This window comes from Pseudoalteromonas arabiensis, assembly GCF_001550155.1.
Classification (GTDB): domain Bacteria; phylum Pseudomonadota; class Gammaproteobacteria; order Enterobacterales; family Alteromonadaceae; genus Pseudoalteromonas; species Pseudoalteromonas arabiensis.
This window is the reverse complement of record NZ_LRUF01000026.1, coordinates 320,893-338,054: the sequence shown is the minus strand read 5'-3', so window position 1 is coordinate 338,054 and position 17,162 is coordinate 320,893. Positions and strand designations below refer to the sequence as shown.

Below are 17,162 nucleotides of genomic sequence, written 5' to 3'. Positions count from 1 at the left end.
ACAAGACCTCCGGCCTGTACCTACCGCAAGCACTTCCCCTGACTAGAAGGTCTATGTATACTGTAGCGCACTTGTAGCTAGGATAAGGGTGTGTCCCTTACTTTCAAGTTCAAAACTTGAGCAACAAACCATTATCTTAGCTGCATCTAAAACATGGCCACCCGTTCATTTAATAAAAACTAGAACGACCAAAGCAAAAATAATAAGGCCTCAATAAAAACTTAGAGTTAGGAAGTAAATATGAGTTCATTACCTAAAGCAGGTGACTTTTTAGGGCATCCTAAAGGGCTGTTCCTGTTGTTCGGCACAGAAATGTGGGAACGATTCGGTTATTATGGCATGCGCGCTATTCTAGTATTGTACTTAGTTGCACTTGTTCAAGAAGGTGGTTTCGGCTGGTCAAATGCTGATGCTTTGAGTCTTTACGGTACTTTTACAATGGCTGTTTATATCACACCACTATTGGGTGGTTGGTTAGCAGATAACGTTTTAGGACAACGTAAAGCTATTATCCTTGGTGGTTTACTAATGGCTGCCGGCCATTTCACAATGGGTATTCCACACGGTTACCTTGCAGGCCAAGAAGAGAACGTTTTTTATATTGGCTTAACCTTACTTTGTTTAGGTAATGGTTTATTTAAGCCAAATATCTCTACTATGGTGGGTGACTTATATAAAGAGGGTGATCAACGTCGTGATGGCGCATTCACTATCTTCTACATGGGTATCAACCTAGGTGGTGCATTAGGCCCACTTATTGCGGGCTATGCTGCCGCAGCAATGGGTTGGCAATGGGGCTTCATCGTAGCCGGTATCGGTATGGTGATCTCTGTACTTATGCAACTTGCATTAAGTAACAAATACTTAGGCGATATTGGTGTTGTTCCATCAGCTAAGCTTTCACAAGCTCAGTCTGAATCAAACACTAAAGAGCCACTTACTAAAGTTGAAACTGACCGCATTAAAGTTATTTTCACCATGAGTGTATTCAGTATCATTTTCTGGATGGGCTTTGAGCAAGCAGGTGGTTTAATGAACCTGTTCGCTAACGATTACACTGACCGTATGCTATTAGGCTTTGAAGTACCTGCTTCATGGTTCCAATCATTAAACTCAATTTTCATCATCGTTTTTGCACCGTTAGTTGCTATCGTTTGGTTGAAGCTAGATAAGCGTGAGCCTAACTCACCTGTTAAGTTCGCTATTGCACTTATTTTCTTAGCACTTGGTTTCATCACAATGATTTTTGCTCTAATGACACAAGGTCAGGGTGACAACCTGCAAATTAGCATGATGTGGCTGGTTCTTTTCTACCTTTTCCATACCTTAGGTGAGTTATGTTTATCACCCATTGGTTTATCAATGGTGAGTAAACTTGCGCCATTACGTTTAGCATCAATGCTTATGGGTATTTGGTTCTTATGTACAGCTGTTGCTAACAAGATTGCAGGTTTCGTAGGTTCATTCTTAGGTGAAGGCGAAGAAGCTGTTGATAATGCAATGGGTATTTTCATCGGCTTAGGTGCTACAGCAATCCTATCTGCTGTCATTATGTACTTACTGAGCGACAAGCTAGTTAAGTGGATGCATGGTGCCGAAGGCCATCATGAGCCGCAAACAACTGAACACATTCTAGCTGAAGAGCTAGAAGTAACTGCCGAAAAGCAGTAAAAAATATTCCCCCACAGCGCCCGCTGTGGGGTTTTTCTTTATTAATGCTATATCGCTGTCCGCAATACTGATACTATAATTTGATAATAGTTTGTATAGGTTTGGAAGTGATACAGTGCGCTTTTTCAATCAACTCTTAATCATTTTTTTTACCACATTACTGCTTGTAGCCTGTGGCGGCGATAAAACAACGAAAGAGGTTGCCACCACCCCAAGCCAGTCTGGTTTAATTATTTCAGTCAGTTCAGGTTTTTCCGAACAATTTGCTAATGGTAGTGTACGCCTGAATGCAGATAGTAATACCGTCTCTACCGATACGACTTTTACCTATACTGAAACAGCAGCAACCACAGCAGATATTGAGCAAAACATTGTCTCTGCAAGACATACTTTCAGACCGAATAATTTAGTATTCTCTAAATCATTAACCCTTTCTATAAAACTCCCCCAGCAACAAACCAACCTCGCATTTAGTATTGTTATGCTACAAGATGAGCAGTGGCAACCTCTGCCAACCAATTTCAACGAAGAGGGCTTTGCGGAAAGTGAAATTACCAGCTTTGGTACCTACGCATTAATGTCGCGCAGCATTCCTGCAATCAGTAAAACAATTGGCGAACAATGTGTTGATACAGCAAGTTCACAAACAGTGCGCTTTATTCATGTTGCTGATTTACACGCGCGCTTTGGCTTTAAAGAGCACTTATTCAGCCGTATTCGTAGTTACTACGATAATGCCAAACTGGAAAACCCAAACACTTTGTTCTCCAATGGTGGCGATGATTATGAAAAAGGCACCGTAGCCGAGCAAACTTCACAAGGCTTAGCCACGGTCGAGGCAATAAAAGCCATGGCCTTTGACGTACGCGTGATTGGTAACCACGACTATGCATGGGGACCAGAGCAATTACTTGATTTTGCTGATGACGATAATGCCATCGTGCTTTCAAGCAATACTGACTATGAGGGTAACAGTGATACGCCGTTTGCCGGTGTCGATTTTTCAGTTGTGCAAGTAGGTTGCCTTCGCATCGGTTTTTTTGGCATGACTTCCGTGCCTTGGAATGAACTTGATGAACCTATTGAAGACGAGCCAATTCCTGATTTTATCGCTAATTTCAAAATGAATTGGCAATGGCAAGAAGTGGCTGAGCAAATTGTTAACCAGTACCGCCAAGATGTTGATTACATGGTCATGGTGAGTCATTTAGGTGAAGGCACAGACACTCGCATTGCGCAAAACGTGGCGGGAATTGATTTAGTACTGGGTGGCCACACCCATGGTGGTGAAAGCTATCAAACCTTAGATAATGGCAGTATTGTTATTCAGCCAAACTTTTTTGCACAAGGCCTAACTGATCTCACGTTAACCTTTAACCTTGAAGACAATACGCTCGCTGATGTTGATTACAATACCGTACCAACAACCAGCATTACCAATTTAGATGAGCGCACGAAAGCCGCCATCGATGAAATCATGGGCCGCTACGCCCCTGATGCAAATACCGAAATTGCCGTTTCAGAAAATTACCCAAGTGCAGAAGAACTCATTACTATTACAGCCAAAGCCACGATGCAGCAATTCCCTGCTATTGATGCCGCACTGCTAGATGCAAGCCAAGTGCAAGATCGCTGGCTTCCAGGCACCTTAACTCAAGAAGACTTTCATGCGGCGTTTAAGGTTGAACGCCAGCCATCGAATACCCCAGGCTTTAATTCAATGTATCGAGTCGCGGTGACTGGCAGCCAATTAAAAACCATGCTTGAAAGCCAGCCTGAATGGGTCGCTTTAACGCCTGATAACATCAGTGATGCAACCACATACCAAGTTGCTCTATTTAAAGGCCCTGCGCTTAATAGCGAGTTGTTCTTCCCTGCTCTGCCAAACTTAGACGCGCAATTAGTCGCTGAAAGTTGGTGGCTGCTTGATAACTACGCACGGACACGCACTAGCCAATGTTTATACATCGACACTGATAACACACTTAACGCCTGCAAAACTGACGATGCAGTCACTGTATGGAATTTTAATAATCCTGAGCAAGGTTTTAGCAGTGACTTTGGCCCTGCAACACTTAGCTTTTATGACCCTGAAGAAAAAAATTGGGGGCCAGAGAATAGCCAATTTGCAACCACTACTGAGCTTGCAGTTGCTGATTTACCAAGTGGTGCCTCAGGTGTATTGGCGTTTTCTCGCCACAGCCCAAGCCAAGGCTTAACACTTACAGCCAATAGCCCTGCAAATGGTGACTACCAAACTGACGGGTTTATTTCAGATTACACGCTGGTGATGGATGTGCTTTGGCCAGAGCAAAGCACCAATGAATGGCGTGCATTACTACAAACAGATCTCACTAATAGCAATGATGCAGACCTTTACGTTAACCGAGATAATGCCATCGGTATCGCCACGCGTGACAGCGGTTATTTTGGCGAGCTTTTGGCAAACAGCTGGCACCGTATTGCCTTTGTGTTTTATGCTGCCCCAAACAATGGCGCACTAAAAATTTACCTTGATGGCGAGCTCATTGGTATTAAAGACGAAGGCGAAGTCAATGAGCGCTGGGCAATCAACAGTGCAGCGTTACTTTTAACCGATAATGACTACGAAACTAAACCAGGGTATTTAAATGCACTCCTCTTTGCAGGTCGCGCTATGACAGACGCCGAAATTGCAAACATGGGTAGTGCGCAGCAGCAACTCAACTTCACGCAGTCTACTCGCACCTTAAACCAAGTAGTTGAGCGACATTATCAAGCTGCACCTCAAATTATGAATAACCCTTGGTTACAACAGCGCAGTAAGTTTTTTAACAAAGCACGCCAAACTGTAAACTAATCTATACATTCAACTTAATAAAAAAGGCCGTCCAAGGCCTTTTTTTACGCCTGAAAAATCTATTACTTTACCTTTAAATACATATAGATAAATTAAAAACAACATACCAAACACTTGCCTAAATGGTGACCCATTCACCGCCTCAGATAGTGCAATAGCTAAAATTAAAATCATTGTCCCATTTAATTTACAAAGGGGGCGTTAGCTAAATAACGCCGAGATCTTCCCCTTATCGGTTTTCTGGTTAATCATCCGCTCATTACAGAACAATAATTCTTTTTTAGCGCAGTGCTTATAATTGCGGGAGTAATGACAATGAGCGAAGTAAATAATCCGTTAGGCCTAATGGGCATTGAATTCACTGAATATGCAACACCTGATGCAGATTACATGGACAAAGTGTTTACTGATTTTGGCTTTTCTAAGCTAAAAAAATTCAAGGGTAAAGACATTGTTTACTACAACCAGCATGACATTCATTTCTTACTAAACAATGAGCGTGAAGGTTTTTCTGCTGAATTTGCTAAAAGCCACGGCCCAGCAATCTGTTCTATGGGTTGGCGTGTAGAGAATGCACAAAAAGCATTCGAGGTTGCTGTTGAGCGCGGTGCAAAACCTGCGACAGACTCAACACATAAAAATTTACCATACCCTGCTATCTACGGTATCGGCGACAGCTTAATCTACTTCATCGAACAGTTTGGTGATAAAGGCTCTATCTATGAGTCAGATTTCGAAGACTTAAGCGAGCAAAACATTGTTGAAGACAAAGGCTTCATCCGTATCGACCATTTAACCAATAACGTATATAAAGGCACGATGGAAACATGGGCTAACTTCTATAAAGACGTATTTGGTTTTACAGAAGTTCGTTACTTCGACATTAAAGGTCAAAAAACAGCGTTATTATCTTACGCACTTAAATCTCCGTGCGGTACTTTCTCGATTCCAATCAATGAAGGTAAAGATAACAACAACAACCAAATCGATGAGTACTTAAATGAGTACAATGGTCCGGGTGTACAGCATTTAGCATTCCTTACTAACGACTTAGTAAGCTCACTTGATAAGCTTGACCAATCAACGATTGCAACGCTTGATATCATCCCTGAGTACTATGACACCATTTTTGACCGTGTGCCTTGGGTTAAAGAAGACAAAGAGAAGATCCGTAAGCACCAAATCTTGGTAGATAGCCAAAGCGAAAACTGTTACTTACTGCAAATCTTCTCGAAGAACCTATTTGGTCCTATCTTTATCGAGATGATTCAACGTGTAGATGACGGCGGTTTCGGTGAAGGTAACTTCCAAGCACTTTTCGAATCAATCGAACGTGATCAAGAGCGTCGTGGTGTAATCTAACGCACCCTGATGTCTAAAAAGCAGCGTGTGGTTTGGGTATATTCACACGCTGCTTTTTGTCGTTTTAAATTCTGTTTTAAACTAACTGTTTAAATTGCGTTGATTGCCTCCATATAGATAACTAATAAATCAGCGCGAACAAATAAGGAAAGAGTATGAGCCTAATTAACGAAACCCACGATATTAATCTAAAAAGCTGGGTTGCATCTGCTAACGAAGCGAACTGTGACTTCCCAATTCAAAACCTTCCTTTTGCAGAAGTACGTCGTAAAAATTCAGACGAAGTGTTCCGTGGCGCTGTAGCAATTGGTGACCAAGTTATCGATTTAGCAAAAGTAAACGAACTTGGTTTATTCTCTGGTGATGCACAAGTTGCCGTTAAAGCAGCAAGCCAAGCTACATTAAATGAATTTATGGGTCTTGGTCAGCAGTATTGGTCTGCACTTCGTCTTGCGCTATCAAAAGCACTTCGTGAAGGTGCTAGTGAGCAAGCACAATTAAGCGAAGCACTTATCGCTCAAGCAGACATCGAATTTGCGCTGCCGTGCCGTATTGGTGATTACACTGATTTCTATACCTCTATTTACCACGCAACAGCGGTAGGTAGTTTATTCCGTCCTGATAACCCACTTTTGCCTAACTACAAATGGGTACCAATTGGTTATCACGGTCGTTCATCATCAATTGATGTTTCAGGTCAAACGTTCCACCGCCCTAACGGTCAAACCAAAGCGCCAGATGCAGAAGTACCATCATTCGGCCCTTGTAAACGCCTAGACTACGAACTTGAGTTAGGTATTTACCTTGGTAAAGGTAATGAATTAGGCGATGCAATTGCTATTGAAAATGCAGAAAACCATGTATTTGGTTTCTGTGTATTTAATGACTGGTCTGCACGTGACTTACAAGCGTGGGAATATCAGCCCCTTGGCCCATTCCTTGCGAAAAACTTCGCATCAACTGTATCACCTTGGATTGTTACGACAGAAGCGCTGGCACCATTTAGAACAAACTGGACACGTGACGAAAATGATCCACAACCAATGGACTATTTAGAGTCAGCGCATAACCGTGAGTTTGGTGCATTCGATATCAAAATGGATGTGCAACTAGAAACTGAAAAGATGCGTGCAGCTGGCGAAGCACCAACACAGGTATCTAAATCTAGCTTTAAACATTCATACTGGACAGTGGCGCAAATGGTCACTCACCACACAGTAAACGGCTGTAACTTCCAACCAGGCGACATGTTAGGTTCGGGTACGCAATCAGGCCCTGAGCATGAAGAAGCAGGTTCATTACTAGAGCTATCGCGCGGCGGCAAAGAAAAAATCACTCTTGCTAATGGCGAGCAACGTGCTTTCTTAGAAGACGGCGACAACGTAATTATGCGTGGCTGGTGTGAGAAAGAAGGCTTTGCACGCATCGGTTTTGGTTCTGTTGAAGGAACAGTACTGCCTGCAAAATAACGGTATAACAGCATAGTTAAGGGCCACTTGTGCCCTTTTTTGCTGCTTTTTTTCTTGAGTTACAATTTTTTTCTGGCTTTTTTAGTTCAGATTGTTATCTTAGCTCGGTATTTATCCAATTTTTGCACGCCATGTTTGTTAATATTAAGTCCTTTTATCGTACGTTTTTTCCAGCTAGACAGCTGCTGATCCGTCAAAATGGCGAAGTAAAACACCTAGTATTAGCACCTTGGGTTCAACTAACTGCATTACTTGCTTTATTAACAGCTGTGACGTGGTTAAGTGTTTCTACTCTGCAAATTATCTCCCAAGCCGATAAAATTACAGATATAAAACAAAGCCAGCTTAGCGAACAGCAAGCATGGCAAAAACAGCATCAACAACAACAAAACGAATACACTAAGCAGCTTGAGCAGCTAGCGGTACTTGAACAAAAACAAGCTTTACTGCAAAGTATGCTTGAATCTTTGCCTGAATCGATGAGCACAGATACAACAACGGATGACTCAGCATCGCCTATATTGCCAACCAAGCAGCATACTGAAGAATTTCATGCACCATTGGAAGATGAGCCAAATCAAGCCAATCGTTTTAACGCTGTTGCAGAGCGCTTTGCGCGTCTTGATGCTAACTACAACCGCAGCTTTGCCTTACTCGATGAACAGATAACACAACGCCATGCGGCAATTATTGCCATGTTAGAAGGAGCTGGTTTAAACGAAACGTTTGCTTCAGAAGCGCTACATGAGCAAGCAGATACAGCACAAGGTGGACCACTCGATTTATTTGATGAATCAAAAATTCCCGCTGAGTTTTTAGCCGTTGCAGATAAACTCCTCACTCTAAATAACCTAGAAAACCTGTTAAGTGAGTTACCACAAACGCTTCCGGCAGCAGATTACTATATTTCAAGTAGTTTCGGGCTTCGTAAAGACCCGATGAACGGTCGTCGTGCATTCCATAAAGGTGTCGACTTAGCAGGCTGGCATAAAACGGAGATTTTCGCCCCTGCAGATGGTACTGTACTTCGTGCAGGCCGCAATGGTGGTTACGGTAACTTTATTGAATTACAACATAAAAATGGTTTCGTAACCCGCTTTGGTCATTTAAATAAAATTAAAGTAAAAAAGGGGCAAGCCGTTACTAAAGATGATGTGATTGGTTTGATGGGAAGTACTGGTCGCAGCACAAGTACGCATCTACATTACGAAGTTCTAGTTAATGGCAAACATGTCAACCCTGTAAAAATAACAAAGGCGCTTACTCGTGTTCGGTAAAAAAAAACAAACAACAACTAGCTCAACAAACTCATCGTTAAAAAGAACAAACCTTACCCCCTCAATTATCGCAGAAGACATGCGTCTAACTGGCTCTATCACCAGCCAAGGTGAAGTACAACTTGATGGTCGCATTGATGGTGATCTGCGCGTTAAGCATCTTGTAATAGGCAGCTCAGGTATGGTTGAAGGTGTTGTTGAAGCTGATAGTGTCGTTGTTAAAGGTAAAATTATCGGCTCATTAATCGCAAATAAGGTCGTTATAGAAAGTACTGCTGAGGTCCATGGTGATGTGTTTCACGACACATTGAGCATCGAAGCAGGTGCAATTATTGAAGGTAGCCTTAAGCACCGTCACGAAGAAGATAACATTGCGCCTATCAAGCCAGAAAGCGAAGAGGGCTCTCCCTCTTCAATCCTTGCAGATGATGACAATGATCTCTCATTTGTGAATAAACAGGCCGCCGATAAATCCTAGCCCTTCTTAGCTGTTACATACATAGTGATATCCGCGGTGAATACTAATTCATCGTGGTTATTGTAGACCTTCACCGGTACAATCAAATCTTGCTTTTCTAGCCATTCTCTTGGCACATCTATCTTTGCGATAGCACGCATATCGGTGTCAATTTTTGCTAAATAATTAACCGTCATCCCTTTTGGTATCCAGCGATGCGTTTTTGCAGGTACGGTTGCATCGACCATCAAGCCAGCGCATAGCTCAGCCACATTACACTGTGCGATTGCATGGATAGTCCCTATGTGATTATGGATTGCCCGGCGATTTTTGACGGTTGCACTGCAATACCCTGCTGTTAAATCTGTGATTAATGGCTTTATTGAGCCAAAATAAGGAGCTTTAAAACACACAGCCTTACTAAACAGCCAGTTACCTTTTGGCAATGACTGACATCTAGACCAAATTTTTAATAATGATGATTGTGAACTCACGACAGTGTATCCATTATTTTTATTATCTAAGTGAAAAAACTAACACATCAGACCAGATAGCGAAATGGAAATTTTATGTTAGCAAACCTTCTTTTCCTTAATGACTACGTATGTACCTCAGATAAATAGATATCAACGCTTTTCTTTTCTTTAACGGGCACATAAAATATTGCTTTAAAGGAGAGCTAATGCAGTCACAGCACAGAAATCTGAGTTTATTATTCATCCTTGGCCTATTGGTCATTTTTTGCCCTCTAGGTATTGATATTTATCTTCCAGCATTCCCTACCATTGCTGAACAACTCAATGCATCAGAAAAGCAACTTCAGCAAACAGTGGCTATTTTTATGCTAACAGTGGGTCTTGGTCAGCTAATTGCGGGACCACTTGCCGATAAGTTTGGCCGTAAGCCTGTGGCTATTACCGGTGTTACGATTTATGGTCTAGCGGCATTCGGGGCCTATTTGGCTCCAGACTTTACCACGTTGATGATCGCAAGGGCATTACAGGGCTTGGGAGCATGCGCAACTTTTGTCGTCGCTTTTGCAATAGTCAGAGATAAATTTGGTAGCGAACGTAGCGGTCAGATCATTACTTACTTAAATGGTATCGTTTGCTTTATTCCTGCCCTCGCCCCTATTCTAGGCGCTTGGTTAACCGTGCAATTTGGTTGGCGAATGAACTTTTTATTTATGGCTGGATTTGCGCTTGTCAGCTTGTGTATTGTTTTATTACTCTTCAAAGAAACACGCCCAACAGATAGTGTTTACAGAGGCCATATTCTCGACCTAAGACGCTTTATACCGATTATTTCTACACCGCTGTTTTTATTTCATAGCTTAATTTGTTTAGTCACGATGTCGGCTATTTTAGTCTTTGTGACCCTCGCGCCAGGCTGGCTAATCACTGAGCTTGATGGCAGTGTGGCTGACTTCACTTTTTGGTTTACCTGTAATGCTGCTTTGAGCATTCTTGCCAGCTTTATTATGCCCATTTATATCAAAAGACAGCCCAAACGTGCTTTAAAAGCTGGACTTTTATTATTAGTGTTATCTGGGTGTATTATGCTTGCTCTTAGCCAACAACGCTCAGCCTTAGCTTTAATGTTTCCTATGTTTATTGCCGCCTTTGGCTATGCGCTAACACTCGGCTCATCTGCAGGGCGAGCGCTAAGTTTATTCCCAAAACAAGCTGGAACAGCCTCTGCACTAGTGGGTCTTATGCAAATGAGTGGAGCAAGCTTTTTAGTATTTTTAACCCAGTTACTGGAGCTAACAACGCCAGTATTGATTAGCGTGCACTTTCTAATGCTCATTCCATTTGCCTACTTACTTTTTAAATACAAACAATTATCATAACAAGATGGGTAAATAAGAATTATTATACTCTATTTACCCGTTTAGCCTTCCCGTTATAACTAAATGCTATTAAAGAACTGTTTCTAGAACATTTTATTCCGATTTTTAGTATAATTAAACTTGTACCTGCGTAGTTATTAAATTATTGTTTACCCAAGTTAACAAAATGTTAACCTTAATACACGTTTGGGATACAAAATATGAAAAAGAATAAACTAGCTTTAGCGTTAATCATCAGCGGATTGTGTGCAGCAGGAACAGCCAACGCAGCAGATGATCGTTACATCATCCAAGTAGACAATAACAAAAAAGGCGTTGTGAAAGCACTCGCAAAAAAACTGGGCGGTGATATCAAAGTTGATGGTAATGGTTTTATTGCAGCACAATTCTCCGGTCACGACCTAGCAAGTATAAAAGGCTTGCTTAACAACCCTCACATTAAACTAATTGAAGAAGATCAAAAGCGTATACCTATGGCAGTATACAATGACGATGCTGGTAATCCTATGCAGCAGCAGTTAACACCTTACGCGGTTTATCAATCACAGGCTGATCAGGTGACGTTTGATGCGAATGCGGGCATGAAAGTGTGTGTAATTGACTCTGGCCTAGATGCAACCAATCCAGACTTCATTTGGGGCAACATTACAGGTGATAACGACAGTGGTACTGGTAACTGGTTCGATAATGGCGGCCCGCACGGTACTCACGTAGCGGGTACTATTGGTGCTGCAGATAACAATATTGGTGTTGTCGGTATGGCACCGGGTGTAGCAATGCATATCATTAAAGTATTCAATGCTGAAGGTTGGGGTTACTCATCAGATTTAGCGCACGCAGCGGATTTATGCTCTCAAGCAGGTGCGAATATCATCAGCATGAGCTTAGGTGGCGGTGGTTCAAATAGCACCGAATCTAACGCGTTTGCTAATTTCACAAATGCTGGCGGCTTAGTTGTTGCTGCTGCTGGTAACGATGGCAATAGTGTCCGTTCATACCCTGCTGGTTACCCTTCAGTGATGATGGTGGGTGCCAATGATGCAAACAATCAAATTGCCGACTTTTCACAGTTCCCTAGCTGTACTTCAGGCCGTGGAAAACGTGCAACAACAGACGAAACAATCTGTGTCGAAGTAACTGCAGGTGGGGTTGATACACTTTCTACTTACCCTGCAGGTATGGCAACGTCAGCTAGCTTAGCAGCTGATGGCGCAGGCTTTGCTACTTCATCAATGGAAAACTCAGGGAATGCATCAGGCACGGCTTATTACATGGGTACTGCTGAAAGTATTGATGCGGGCGCAGCGGGCAAAATTTGTATGATTGACCGCGGTAATATCTCGTTCTATGACAAGGTAAATAACTGCGAGAACTCAGGTGGTATCGGTGCTGTTATCATCAATAACGAAGCGGGTATGTTATACGCTACATTAGGCGATACAAATGATACCAGCATTCCAGCTGTAGGTGCTGCACTTGAAGACCGTTCAGCGCTTCTTTCAAGCACAACGATTGATATCGCAATTGGTACCAGTGATTATGGTTTCATGAGCGGTACATCAATGGCAACACCTGCTGTTTCAGGTATTGCAGCACTCGTTTGGTCTAATCACACGGAGTGTACTGGTACAGAAATCCGTGATGCCCTTAAAGCAACAGCAGAGGATCAAGGTGCTGCAGGTCACGATGTGTACTTTGGTCACGGTATCGTTAAAGCGGCTGCAGCAGATGCATATCTCACAGCAAATGGTTGTGCTGGCGGCAATGATGGTGGCGGCACAACACCTGGCAGCGATGCTATCAATCTTTCAACATCAGGTTATAAATCAAAAGGTACTGCCTATATTGATTTAAGCTGGCATGGTGCAGCAACAAGTACTGTTGATATCTATCGTAATGGCAGCAAACTGGGCTCTATGGCAAACACCAATAGCTACACAGATACCATTACAACTAAAGGCGGTGGCTCTTACACTTACCAAGTATGTGAAGCGCAAAGTACAACTATTTGTTCAAATAACAGCACTGCTAATTTCTAATTTCCTACCCTACGAGATAAGCGGGCCATGATGCCCGCTTTTTCTTTTTCTGTAAGCTTGTTAGAATCAGCTATCCATCTTTTTTATCTTATGCCAATGATTAATCCCGAATTTTTGCTCTCGTTTCTCGGCGCCAGTTTTTTGATTGCCGTAGCTCCTGGGCCTTCTAACGCATTTTTAATGGCACAAACCTTTGCCAATGGTAGAGCAGCGGGCCTGCAAAGCGCATTCGGATTTGCACTTGGCGGCGTTGTGCACACCTTTTTTGCCGTCATTGGGTTAACAGCCATATTAAAGGCATCTGCAGTCGCTTATACCACAGTACAATACTTAGGTGCTGCATACCTTTGCTATTTAGGGTTAATGACCTTAAAAAGTACTTTTAATCAGCCTGAACCACATTGCGACGAAAAACCTCATGTCAGTACCAGTAAAAAGCAAAATGTGATGTTTCAAGCCATGATGACCGAAGTACTCAACCCTAAAGTAGCTTTGTTTTTCATTGCCTTTATTCCACAATTCGTCGATCCGAGTTTATCATCAACGACATTTCAACTCGCATTTTTTGGCCTACTCTACCCACTTTTTGCTTTTCCAATCGACTGCACGTATATTTATTTCGGCGATAAAATTGCCAGTTACTTTCGTGAGCATCCACAAACCCAAATTTGGATTGATAGGATCACCGGGCTGGTCTTTATAGCCTTAGCAATTAACCTACTAATTTAAGAGCACTTATGGAACAAAAACAACAAGCCTTACCTGCCAAGAAAAATATCGCCCTTGTTGCCCACGATGGTAAAAAAGCGGCACTGCAAGCGTGGTGTGAAAAGCATCAAGGTATTTTAAGCAAGCACACACTGTATGGTACAGGTACAACAGGCCATTTAATCGAGCGCACAACAGGGCTTGAAGTCATTAAATTATTAAGTGGTCCAATGGGTGGCGATCAGCAGTTAGGTGCTAAAATTGCTGAGCATGAAGTGCATATGTTGGTCTTTTTCTGGGATCCACTCGCATCACAGCCGCATGATCCAGATGTAAAAGCACTCCTACGTTTAGCCGCTGTGTGGAATATTCCTGTCGCCTGTAATGAGGTCAGTGCCGATATGCTTTTAAGCTCACCCATGATGGAGAGCGAGCTTAATCGCACGCTACCTGATTACGAGAAATACTTAGCAACACGCCAAGTTACGTTGTAGTCTTTATAAATGAGCACATTTAGCGATATAGCTTATGTGCCCATTTAGTCAAGCCAGCAGTGACACTGCCAAAGTGATCCCCATTGAGCATCTTAATTCCACCTAAGTGAGCTTTTAACGCCGCTTTAATCAATGGCGACTGAGCACTGCCTCCAGTTAAATAAATAACGTCAGGTGTTGTACCAGCATCCGCTATGGCTTGTTTAGCTAGCGTTACTATCTGGCTTATAGAGTCATCTACCGCTAAAGATAGATCATTTAACGTCAAGCACTGACTTAACTCTGGGTCTAAAAACCCTAAATCAGTGGTAAATTCGTTGCTTGACGAGAGTGCAATTTTTGCCGCCTCACCCTGCTGTACTAATTGGTGGCCTTGCTTATTTTGTTGCAAATGAATTAAGCGCTTAAATAACTCAGGCTGTTGCACTTCACGTAGTTGTGTAACAAGGTCTCGATGGTGTGCATCACTGTAAAACAAGCTTTGTAGATTAACATCATTGATTTTACAGGCTTGCCAAAACGGCTGATTAGGCAGTGGAAGACCCGATTTAAACTCAGTGCCTAAACCAAGCAACGGCATTAAACCGTGAAAGCTCAGCGCGATATCTAAGTCATTACCGCCAACACGTTTCCCGCTGTGAGCTAAAAAGTCGTTATCACGACACTCACTTTGTCGAAAGCTCGGCCCCATTTGTACAAATGAACAATCGCTGGTACCCCCGCCAATATCTACAACCAATACTTTTTGGTCTTCCTGCAATGAAGTTTCATAATCAATCCCTGCCGCTAGCGGCTCATATAAAAACGACACCTCTTTGAATCCAGCACGCTTTGCTGCTCGCTCCAAAATTCCTAGTGCTTGTTGATTAGATTCTTCACCACCGACTGATTGAAAGTTTACCGGTCGTCCAATGACCGTTTCTGTTAATGACTCTTGCAGTGATTGCTCGGCGCGCTGTTTAATTTTTAAAATCATCGCCGTTGCAATGTCTTCAAAAAAGTTAATTTGTCCTTGTTTCAAGCCAACCGCGCCAAAAAATGACTTAGGTGATTTAACAAAATAACCTTCCTCAGGAAACTGCACATATTCACTAATGGCTTCACGACCAATAAATAAGGTCTCATCGCCTGCTTGGATATCTAAGTCGGATTTAACGCGAGGTAAAGTATTAAGGAGCGCTTGACGCTGAGTTCTAAAGTCGTGCTCAAATTGGCTCCCAGCTAAGTGCTTTGCTACAAAATCAACAACCAACGCGCTGTGATGAGTATAAAGTGTTGAAGGTAAATAGTGTTTGCCTTGCTCAAGTGGCACTAAAGAGACTTGTTGCTCATTATTCATTACACCGATTGCGCAATTAGAGCTACCATAATCAAAGCCTGCAAACATCGTCTTACCTATACATCAATAAAAAGGCCGCGAAATTTACCATAATTACAGCTGTTTTTGAATGTTTAAACTTATAAGGCACTTCGCTCACGTAAAAAGCTGGCGAAACGTGGTAGTCCATGTTTGGTAAAACCATGGTATTTGTAGGTAACGGTACTGCCTATTGCCGGAGGAAATTGCCGCTGATGGTCTGAAAACCCCGAGCCAATTTTAAACTCTACTCCTTCAGCGCTACGTACCTTAAGTGCACCTAACATATTCTTATACTTACCTTTTCCTGGCAAATGCGCAATAACAATCGCCTCGGCATCAAGATAGGGTTTAAGCTTTAATAAAGCGTCACTGCGCCCAGAGCGATGCACCGCAGACGCTAAATGTAGCATCACTCCTTCAGCACCCTTTGCTATTAAATCATCCATGTACATACTAAGTTGATGATTATTTTCAAAGTGTTTTTGTTCTACTGCGATTATGTGCTTAACGTTTAACTGCGCTACCAACCCTAGATAATTTTTATAACGCTCGCTAAAAGGGAGGCTAGAGTCTGGCATATCAAAGACCATATAACTTACATTCTGCCAGTCATTATCAATGGGAAGCTGTGTTCGAATAATGCCACTCAGGTTAGCGAAGTCTTGCCGTTTGCTCCAAAGTTCGCCATCTAGCCAAACCTTAGGTAAAGGAGCTGTAAACCAAGCAGGCGCATTAATCGTATTTCCTGCGCGGGTTAGGAATTGAGTGCCAGTCCAGATTGCACGTACACCATCGTACTTTTCACTCACGAGGTAATCACTGACAACAACACTATCAGCGTCATATACTTTAGCGAGTTGAACTTTTGGTGTTGCCACAGCGATTGCTGTAAATAGGCTACAGCACAGTAAAGTAACGAGTCTGCGAAATAGAAAGCTCATAAATGCATCCCTGCAAAGAATCATTTTCTAAACTATAGCTTATTTTGTACCCATTTTAGAAGATCTTTTAGATTCTCGAACTTTCCTGCCGCTTTACTAAAATCATGCTCTAATGTGAAGTGGTTTGGTACAGCAAACACAGGCACGTTTGCGTTACTTGCAGCGCTTACACCTGTGAATGTATCTTCAACTGCAATTGCTTCATCTGCCTTAATCTGTAAGGTATCAAGAGCGAGTTGATATGGATCGCCTGCAGGCTTGGGATTTATCACATCATCTTTCGTGACTACACAATCAAACCAATCAAAAATGCCATAGCCTTTTAAAATAGGATAAGCTTCATCTTTAGCACTGCCTGTTACTAACGCCATTTTTAAACCGCTCGCTTTAATTTCTTCTAATACTTCTTTTGCGTAAGGCATAAACGCTGGCAAATTCGAGCTTACGAAGCGACCAAATGCAGCATACTTATCATTTGTTAATTGTTCAGGGCTAATCGTAAGCTGATATTTTTCAACCACTTCTTTTGCGGCTTCAAGGGTCGGTCTGCCTGAAAAGCGTTGGCAAAATGTAGCCTCATCATATTGCACGCCAAAAGGCGCGAGTAAATCATTCCAAATATTAAAATGCACACTTTCAGAATCAACCAGCGTGCCATCCATATCAAATAATACTGCTTTTAAAGTCATCCTC

Annotated in this window: 14 protein-coding genes; 10 read left to right on the top strand and 4 right to left on the bottom strand. The window is 42.4% G+C overall.

Annotation, left to right across the window (positions count from 1 at the left end; genetic code table 11):
- Positions 1–240 precede the first annotated feature (240 nt).
- The 6 genes from PAARA_RS18645 (at position 241) to PAARA_RS18620 (ending at position 9,096) form a co-directional block, all read left to right on the top strand.
- Positions 241–1,671 carry a peptide MFS transporter gene (locus PAARA_RS18645; RefSeq protein ID WP_062570492.1) on the top strand — a complete coding sequence of 477 codons (1,431 nt, stop codon included), beginning with the start codon at positions 241–243 and terminating at the stop codon, positions 1,669–1,671.
- A 115-nt stretch (positions 1,672–1,786) separates the two neighbouring features.
- Positions 1,787–4,510 carry a metallophosphoesterase gene (locus PAARA_RS18640; RefSeq protein WP_062570491.1) on the top strand — a complete coding sequence of 908 codons (2,724 nt, stop codon included), beginning with the start codon at positions 1,787–1,789 and terminating at the stop codon, positions 4,508–4,510.
- A gap of 315 nt (positions 4,511–4,825) precedes the next feature.
- Positions 4,826–5,872 carry a 4-hydroxyphenylpyruvate dioxygenase gene (hppD, locus tag PAARA_RS18635; protein ID WP_055021474.1) on the top strand — a complete coding sequence of 349 codons (1,047 nt, stop codon included), beginning with the start codon at positions 4,826–4,828 and terminating at the stop codon, positions 5,870–5,872.
- A gap of 155 nt (positions 5,873–6,027) precedes the next feature.
- Entirely contained in the window at positions 6,028–7,341 is a 1,314-nt protein-coding gene (fahA, locus tag PAARA_RS18630; RefSeq protein WP_062570490.1) for a fumarylacetoacetase, read from the top strand.
- Positions 7,342–7,472: 131 nt separating this feature from the next.
- Entirely contained in the window at positions 7,473–8,618 is a 1,146-nt protein-coding gene (locus tag PAARA_RS18625) for a M23 family metallopeptidase (protein WP_062570797.1), read from the top strand.
- Positions 8,608–9,096, top strand: a complete 489-nt coding sequence (locus PAARA_RS18620; protein WP_062570489.1) for a bactofilin family protein — start codon at positions 8,608–8,610, stop codon at positions 9,094–9,096. Before PAARA_RS18625 ends, PAARA_RS18620 begins: the two co-directional genes overlap by 11 nt.
- Here PAARA_RS18620 and PAARA_RS18615 read toward each other — a convergent pair.
- Positions 9,093–9,569, bottom strand: coding sequence for a hotdog fold domain-containing protein (locus PAARA_RS18615; RefSeq protein ID WP_062570488.1), 477 nt, complete (start codon positions 9,567–9,569; stop codon positions 9,093–9,095). The two genes, PAARA_RS18620 and PAARA_RS18615, sit on opposite strands and share 4 nt — an antisense overlap.
- Positions 9,570–9,757: 188 nt before the next feature.
- Between PAARA_RS18615 and PAARA_RS18610 the strand changes: the two genes are divergently transcribed.
- The 4 genes from PAARA_RS18610 to PAARA_RS18595 all read left to right on the top strand — a co-directional run bounded on the left by PAARA_RS18610 (position 9,758) and on the right by PAARA_RS18595 (position 14,168).
- On the top strand, positions 9,758–10,927 hold the full coding sequence (locus PAARA_RS18610) for a multidrug effflux MFS transporter (RefSeq protein WP_062570487.1): 1,170 nt from the start codon (positions 9,758–9,760) through the stop codon (positions 10,925–10,927).
- A gap of 200 nt (positions 10,928–11,127) precedes the next feature.
- Complete coding sequence (locus PAARA_RS18605; protein ID WP_062570486.1) at positions 11,128–12,966, top strand: S8 family serine peptidase; 1,839 nt, start codon at positions 11,128–11,130, stop codon at positions 12,964–12,966.
- Positions 12,967–13,062: 96 nt separating this feature from the next.
- Positions 13,063–13,695: a LysE family translocator gene (locus PAARA_RS18600; protein WP_062570796.1), complete on the top strand. Its 633-nt coding sequence runs from the start codon at positions 13,063–13,065 to the stop codon at positions 13,693–13,695.
- Between the two features lie 8 nt (positions 13,696–13,703).
- Positions 13,704–14,168 carry a methylglyoxal synthase gene (locus PAARA_RS18595; protein ID WP_062570485.1) on the top strand — a complete coding sequence of 155 codons (465 nt, stop codon included), beginning with the start codon at positions 13,704–13,706 and terminating at the stop codon, positions 14,166–14,168.
- 19 nt (positions 14,169–14,187) lie between these two features.
- On the opposite strand, the gene yegD is transcribed toward PAARA_RS18595, so the two are convergent.
- The 3 genes from yegD to PAARA_RS18580 form a co-directional block, all read right to left on the bottom strand.
- Positions 14,188–15,555, bottom strand: coding sequence for a molecular chaperone (gene yegD / locus PAARA_RS18590; protein WP_062570484.1), 1,368 nt, complete (start codon positions 15,553–15,555; stop codon positions 14,188–14,190).
- Positions 15,556–15,626: 71 nt separating this feature from the next.
- Positions 15,627–16,469, bottom strand: a complete 843-nt coding sequence (locus PAARA_RS18585; RefSeq protein WP_062570483.1) for a DNA ligase — start codon at positions 16,467–16,469, stop codon at positions 15,627–15,629.
- Positions 16,470–16,501: 32 nt separating this feature from the next.
- Complete coding sequence (locus PAARA_RS18580; protein ID WP_062570482.1) at positions 16,502–17,158, bottom strand: HAD family hydrolase; 657 nt, start codon at positions 17,156–17,158, stop codon at positions 16,502–16,504.
- Positions 17,159–17,162 lie beyond the last annotated feature (4 nt).

Bases quoted from the DNA above. Each gene is read 5' to 3' on its own strand.
- PAARA_RS18580 (WP_062570482.1), bottom strand. From the start codon at position 17,158: ATGACTTTAAAAGCAGTATTATTTGATATGGATGGCACGCTGGTTGAT.
- PAARA_RS18625 (WP_062570797.1), top strand. From the start codon at position 7,473: ATGTTTGTTAATATTAAGTCCTTTTATCGTACGTTTTTTCCAGCTAGA.
- fahA (WP_062570490.1), top strand. From the start codon at position 6,028: ATGAGCCTAATTAACGAAACCCACGATATTAATCTAAAAAGCTGGGTT.
- PAARA_RS18595 (WP_062570485.1), top strand. From the start codon at position 13,704: ATGGAACAAAAACAACAAGCCTTACCTGCCAAGAAAAATATCGCCCTT.
- PAARA_RS18605 (WP_062570486.1), top strand. From the start codon at position 11,128: ATGAAAAAGAATAAACTAGCTTTAGCGTTAATCATCAGCGGATTGTGT.
- yegD (WP_062570484.1), bottom strand. From the start codon at position 15,555: ATGTTTGCAGGCTTTGATTATGGTAGCTCTAATTGCGCAATCGGTGTA.
- hppD (WP_055021474.1), top strand. From the start codon at position 4,826: ATGAGCGAAGTAAATAATCCGTTAGGCCTAATGGGCATTGAATTCACT.
- PAARA_RS18600 (WP_062570796.1), top strand. From the start codon at position 13,063: ATGATTAATCCCGAATTTTTGCTCTCGTTTCTCGGCGCCAGTTTTTTG.
- PAARA_RS18610 (WP_062570487.1), top strand. From the start codon at position 9,758: ATGCAGTCACAGCACAGAAATCTGAGTTTATTATTCATCCTTGGCCTA.
- PAARA_RS18645 (WP_062570492.1), top strand. From the start codon at position 241: ATGAGTTCATTACCTAAAGCAGGTGACTTTTTAGGGCATCCTAAAGGG.
- PAARA_RS18585 (WP_062570483.1), bottom strand. From the start codon at position 16,469: ATGAGCTTTCTATTTCGCAGACTCGTTACTTTACTGTGCTGTAGCCTA.